The following is a 6,000-nucleotide window of genomic DNA, read 5'->3' on the forward strand; positions in this document are numbered from 1 at the left end:
GGGACGATCCCAATACTTGCTCAGTCAGTGCTGACGTAGTCGGCGACCACCGTCGCTCATGCTCTGCCGAGAAGTAAACCTATTAAGACCCGTCCCCTTTTGTGTGGACGGTATTCTGGCGTTTTAGAGGTGAACAACGTGGAGCTTTTATCTGGCGGTGAGATGCTCGTCCGCTTTTTGCGTGACGAAGGCGTCAAATATATCTACGGGTACCCGGGCGGTGCTCTCCTTCATGTCTACGATGCCCTGTTCAAAGAACCGGAAGTGACCCACATCCTGGTTCGTCACGAACAGGCTGCGACCCATATGGCTGACGGTTATGCCCGTGCCACCGGTAAAGCCGGTGTGGTACTGGTGACTTCCGGCCCGGGCGCAACCAACGCCATCACCGGTATTGCCACGGCCTATATGGACTCCATTCCGATGGTGGTCATTTCCGGCCAGGTGCCTAGCAACATGGTAGGTACCGACGCGTTCCAGGAAACTGACATGATCGGTATCTCCCGGCCGATCGTGAAGCACAGCTTCATGATCAAGCACGCTTCGGAAATCCCGGAAGTCATGAAGAAGGCGTTCTACCTGGCGCAATCCGGTCGTCCTGGTCCGGTCGTTGTCGATATTCCGAAAGACATGACCAACCCGGCCGAGAAGTTCGAATACATCTTCCCGAAAAAAGCCAAGCTGCGTTCCTACAGCCCAGCTGTTCGCGGTCACTCCGGGCAAATTCGCAAGGCAGCAGAAATGCTCCTGGCGGCCAAGCGTCCGGTGATGTACGCCGGCGGCGGCGTGATCCTCGGTGGTGGCTCCGCGCCGCTGACCGAATTGGCGAAGATGCTCAACCTGCCAGTGACCAATACCCTGATGGGCCTGGGTGCCTATCCTGGCACTGATCGTCAGTTCATCGGCATGCTCGGCATGCACGGCAGCTACACCGCCAACCTGGCGATGCACCATGCCGACGTGATCCTGGCAGTCGGCGCGCGTTTCGATGACCGCGTGATCAACGGCCCGGCGAAGTTCTGCCCGAATGCCAAGATCATTCACATCGACATCGACCCGGCTTCGATCTCCAAGACCATCAAGGCTGACGTACCTATCGTTGGTCCGGTCGAGAGCGTCCTGAGCGAAATGGTCGCGATCCTCAAGGAAATCGGCGAGACCCCGAACAAGGAGTCCGTTGCCAGTTGGTGGAAGCAAGTTGACGAGTGGCGCGGTGACCGCGGCCTGTTCCCTTACGACAAGGGCGACGGCAGCATCATCAAGCCGCAAACCGTGGTCGAAACCCTGTGCGAAGTGACCAAGGGCGATGCCTTTGTCGCCTCCGACGTGGGCCAGCACCAAATGTTCGCGGCGCAGTACTACAAGTTCGACAAGCCTAACCGCTGGATCAACTCCGGCGGCCTGGGCACCATGGGCTTCGGTTTCCCGGCGGCCATGGGCATCAAGTTGAGCTTCCCGGATGCCGACGTCGTTTGCGTGACAGGCGAGGGCAGTATCCAGATGAACATTCAGGAACTGTCCACCTGCCTGCAATACGGGTTACCGGTAAAAATCGTCATCCTGAACAACGGTGTTCTGGGTATGGTTCGCCAGTGGCAAGACATGAGCTATGGCAGTCGTCACTCGCATTCCTACATGGAGTCGTTGCCTGACTTCGTCAAACTGGCAGAGGCCTATGGTCACGTCGGCATGCGCATCACCGACTCGAAAGAATTGAAGTCGAAGATGGAAGAAGCGTTCGCCATGAAAGATCGCCTGGTGGTGCTCGATATTTCGGTCGATACCAGCGAGCACGTCTACCCGATGCAGATCAAAGACGGCTCCATGCGCGATATGTGGCTGAGCAAGACGGAGCGTACATAATCATGCGGCACATTATTTCCCTGCTTCTGGAAAACGAACCGGGCGCTCTGTCTCGTGTAGTCGGCCTGTTCTCGCAGCGCAACTACAACATCGAAAGCCTGACCGTGGCACCTACCGAAGATCCGACCCTGTCGCGTCTGACGTTGACCACCGTCGGCCACGATGAGGTCATCGAGCAGATCACCAAGAACCTGAACAAGCTGATCGAAGTGGTCAAATTGGTCGACCTGTCGGAGAGTGCTCACATCGAGCGTGAACTGATGCTGGTCAAGGTCAAGGCCACCGGCGCCCAGCGCGCTGAGATCAAACGTACGACGGACATATTTCGTGGGCAAATTGTCGACGTGAGCAGCAGTGTCTACACCGTACAATTGACCGGCACCAGCGATAAGCTCGACAGCTTTATTCAGTCCATTGGTACCGCTTCGATCCTGGAAACCGTCCGTAGCGGCGTAACCGGTATTGCTCGCGGCGACAAAGTACTCAGCATCTAATCAAAATTAGTGAATGGCCTGAACGGCCTGGATATATAGGGGAATTTCATGAAAGTTTATTACGAAAAAGACTGCGACCTGTCGATCATCCAGGGCAAGAAAGTTGCCATCATCGGTTACGGTTCCCAGGGCCACGCTCAAGCGTGCAACCTGAAAGACTCCGGCGTTGACGTTACTGTCGGCCTGCGTAAAGGTTCGGCCACTGTTGCCAAAGCCGAAGCTCATGGCCTGAAAGTGACTGACGTTGCTTCCGCTGTTGCGGCTGCCGACCTGGTCATGATCCTGACCCCGGACGAGTTCCAGTCTGCCCTGTACAAGGATGAAATCGAGCCGAACATCAAGAAAGGCGCCACCCTGGCCTTCTCCCACGGCTTCGCGATCCACTACAACCAGGTTGTTCCGCGCTCCGACCTCGACGTGATCATGATCGCGCCGAAAGCACCGGGCCACACCGTACGTTCCGAGTTCGTAAAGGGCGGCGGTATTCCTGACCTGATCGCTATCTACCAGGATGCTTCGGGCAACGCCAAAAACGTTGCACTGTCCTACGCAGCTGGCGTTGGTGGCGGTCGTACCGGCATCATCGAAACCACCTTCAAGGACGAGACCGAAACCGACCTGTTCGGCGAACAAGCCGTTCTGTGCGGCGGTACCGTTGAACTGGTCAAGGCCGGTTTCGAAACCCTGGTTGAAGCTGGCTACGCGCCTGAAATGGCCTACTTCGAATGCTTGCACGAACTGAAGTTGATTGTTGACCTCATGTACGAAGGCGGTATCGCCAACATGAACTACTCGATCTCCAACAACGCTGAGTACGGCGAGTACGTGACGGGTCCGGAAGTCATCAACGCCGAATCTCGACAGGCTATGCGTAACGCCCTGAAACGTATTCAGGATGGCGAATACGCCAAGATGTTCATCAGCGAAGGCGCTACCGGCTATCCTTCGATGACCGCCAAGCGTCGTAACAACGCCGCTCACGGTATCGAAATCATCGGCGAGCAACTGCGCTCCATGATGCCGTGGATCGGTGCCAACAAGATCGTCGACAAAGCCAAAAACTAAGTCGCACGCTTGTACGAGAAACGCGGCCTAGGCCGCGTTTTTTCGTTTGGGTCACCGGTTCTGGTATAAAGCTGCATCGTTTGTGGCCGAACCGTCGTCCCAGACACCTGTCGAATACTTTCCATCCTGTTGCAAGGTAATGTCCATGAGCGAACGTCCCGAAGAGCCAAGCCAGGCTCCTGACGCCGAAAGTCTGCTGCCCATCGATGAGCACATCGAAGAAGGGCATGACGCTGAAGGTCGTAAAGTCCGGCATCGTGGTATCTATCTTCTGCCGAACCTGTTCACCACTGCGAACCTGTTCGCAGGGTTCTATTCCATCATCAACTCGATGAGTGCCCAGGCTGCCTTGAGCGCCGGCGACTCGGTCAGTGCCAGCAAGTATTTTGCGTTCGCCGCCATCGCGATTTTCGTCGCCATGGTGCTGGACGGTCTTGATGGTCGGGTTGCCCGCATGACCAACACCCAGAGCGCTTTCGGCGCCGAGTACGACTCGCTGTCGGATATGGTCGCTTTCGGCGTTGCACCGGCGTTGCTTGCGTTCGGCTGGGCCCTCGGCGATATGGGTAAGGTCGGCTGGATGGTTGCCTTCATCTATGTGGCGGGCGCGGCGTTGCGTCTGGCCCGGTTCAATACCCAGGTCGGTACGGCGGACAAGCGCTACTTCATTGGCCTGGCCAGTCCGGCGGCGGCGGGTGTCGTTGCTGGAATCGTCTGGGCATTCAGCGATTACGGCATCCAGGGTTCCAAGATGTCGTTCCTGGTGGCTTTGATGGTGGCGGCTGCCGGTATGCTGATGGTCAGCAATATCAAGTACAACAGCTTCAAGGAACTGGACTTGAAAGGGCGTGTACCTTTTGTGGCGATCCTTGCCGTGGTGTTGGTGTTCGCCGTCGTATTCAGTGATCCGCCACGCATTCTGCTGCTGGTGTTCCTTGGGTATGCAGCCTCTGGTCCGGTTCAGTATCTGTTACGTCTTCGTCGGAATAAACACGTGTAATTTCCCTCATACTCCGCAGTCTATTGGTGCATCTGTTCTCCAATGCTGCGGAGTTGCCATGCTGATCAAGTTCCCTAAAACGTCTGACTGCCATGAGTCGGACGTGACGCCTGAATCCCTCTACCTCTCTCGTCGTAATGTGCTCGGTGCTGCCGTGGCCGGCTTGGTCGTGAGCAGCCTTCCCCGATGGGCCAATGCTGACGATGCTGCACGTTATGCCGATGTCGAGCCTGGCAAGGCGCCGTCCTGGTTTGCCGAAAAGCTTCCTTCTACTCAGTGGGGGGCGGTAAATGTCAAGGACGAAGCGATCACACCGTTCAAGGATGCAACCCACTACAACAACTTCTATGAGTTAGGCACTGACAAAGGTGATCCGGCAGCCAATGCCGGCGCACTGAAGACCGAGCCATGGAGCGTCGTGGTAGATGGGGAGGTGGGCAAGCCCGGGCGGTACGCGCTGGAGGACTTCATGAAACCTTACCAGTTGGAGGAGCGGATCTATCGTCTTCGCTGTGTGGAGGCCTGGTCGATGGTCATTCCCTGGATCGGCTTTCCCATCTCGGCGTTACTCAAGGAAGTTGAGCCAACCTCCAAAGCCAAATACATTCGTTTCGAGACCCTGCAGGATCCCAAAAGCATGCCCGGGCAGCGTTCCGGTTTTGCCTTGATCGACTGGCCCTATATAGAAGGGTTGCGTCTGGATGAAGCAATGAACCCGTTGGCGATTCTTGCTGTAGGGATGTACGGGCGCGAACTGCCGAATCAGAACGGCGCGCCTCTGCGTTTGGTGGTGCCTTGGAAGTACGGCTTCAAGAGCATCAAATCCATCGTGCGGATCAGTCTGGTAAGCGAGCAGCCGAAAACCACCTGGCAAAGCATCGCCGCGGATGAGTATGGTTTTTATGCGAATGTGAACCCGACGGTCGATCACCCGCGCTGGACCCAAGCGCGGGAGCGGCGTTTGCCGAGTGGTCTGTTCAAGCCCAATGTGCGGGACACGCAAATGTTTAATGGTTACTCGGATGAGGTCGCCTCTTTATATACGGGTCTCGATCTTCGGAAGAACTACTGATGCGTTTCGCGGTTTGGCGAATTTTCGTCTTTATAGCTATCGCGGTCTGGCCGCTACTTTGGTTGTATCAGGCCTGGGCGGATGTTCTCGGGCCGGACCCGGCAAAGTGCTGGTTGATCGCCTGGGGCTGGGGACGCTTGTCCTGCTACTGATCACATTAAGTATGACGCCTTTGCAGAAACTGACCGGTTGGGCGGGGTGGATTGCTGTCCGGCGGCAGTTGGGGTTGTGGTGCTTTGCTTATGTCGTGCTGCATTTGAGTGGGTACACCGCGTTCATTCTCGGTTTCGACTGGTCGCAACTGGGCGTCGAGTTGCGCAAGCGGCCTTACATTATTGTCGGGACATTGGGGCTTCTCTGTTTGCTGGCGCTGGCCGTGACGTCCAATCGCTACAGCCAGCGGCGTTTGGGTTCCCGCTGGAAGAGGCTGCATCGACTGGTTTACGTGATTCTCGGGCTCGGCTTGCTGCATATGTTGTGGATTGTTCGTGCGGATCTGAAGGAGT

Annotated in this window: 5 protein-coding genes and 1 pseudogene (1 of these 6 only partly in view); all 6 read left to right on the plus strand. The window is 56.5% G+C overall.

The features are described from left to right. The first annotated feature begins 138 nt into the window (after positions 1–138). Positions 139–1,863 (plus strand): acetolactate synthase 3 large subunit, encoded by a 1,725-nt coding sequence (locus JFV26_RS19145; RefSeq protein ID WP_201194666.1) that lies wholly within the window; start codon positions 139–141, stop codon positions 1,861–1,863. Between the two features lie 2 nt (positions 1,864–1,865). Further along, the gene (ilvN, locus tag JFV26_RS19150) at positions 1,866–2,357 is read left to right on the plus strand and encodes an acetolactate synthase small subunit (protein WP_048373333.1); all 492 of its coding nucleotides are present in this window, start codon (positions 1,866–1,868) and stop codon (positions 2,355–2,357) included. A 48-nt stretch (positions 2,358–2,405) separates the two neighbouring features. After that, on the plus strand, positions 2,406–3,422 hold the full coding sequence (ilvC, locus tag JFV26_RS19155) for a ketol-acid reductoisomerase (protein WP_201194668.1): 1,017 nt from the start codon (positions 2,406–2,408) through the stop codon (positions 3,420–3,422). Between the two features lie 145 nt (positions 3,423–3,567). Then, positions 3,568–4,422 carry a CDP-diacylglycerol--serine O-phosphatidyltransferase gene (pssA, locus tag JFV26_RS19160; RefSeq protein WP_201194670.1) on the plus strand — a complete coding sequence of 285 codons (855 nt, stop codon included), beginning with the start codon at positions 3,568–3,570 and terminating at the stop codon, positions 4,420–4,422. Positions 4,423–4,480: 58 nt separating this feature from the next. Further along, positions 4,481–5,494: a protein-methionine-sulfoxide reductase catalytic subunit MsrP gene (msrP, locus tag JFV26_RS19165; protein ID WP_201194672.1), complete on the plus strand. Its 1,014-nt coding sequence runs from the start codon at positions 4,481–4,483 to the stop codon at positions 5,492–5,494. Further along, a pseudogene (gene msrQ / locus JFV26_RS19170) lies at positions 5,494–6,000 on the plus strand (protein-methionine-sulfoxide reductase heme-binding subunit MsrQ); it runs 113 nt beyond the window's last position. Before msrP ends, msrQ begins: the two are co-directional and overlap by 1 nt.

The organism is Pseudomonas sp. TH31 (genome assembly GCF_016650815.1).
Taxonomy (GTDB): Bacteria; Pseudomonadota; Gammaproteobacteria; order Pseudomonadales; family Pseudomonadaceae; genus Aquipseudomonas.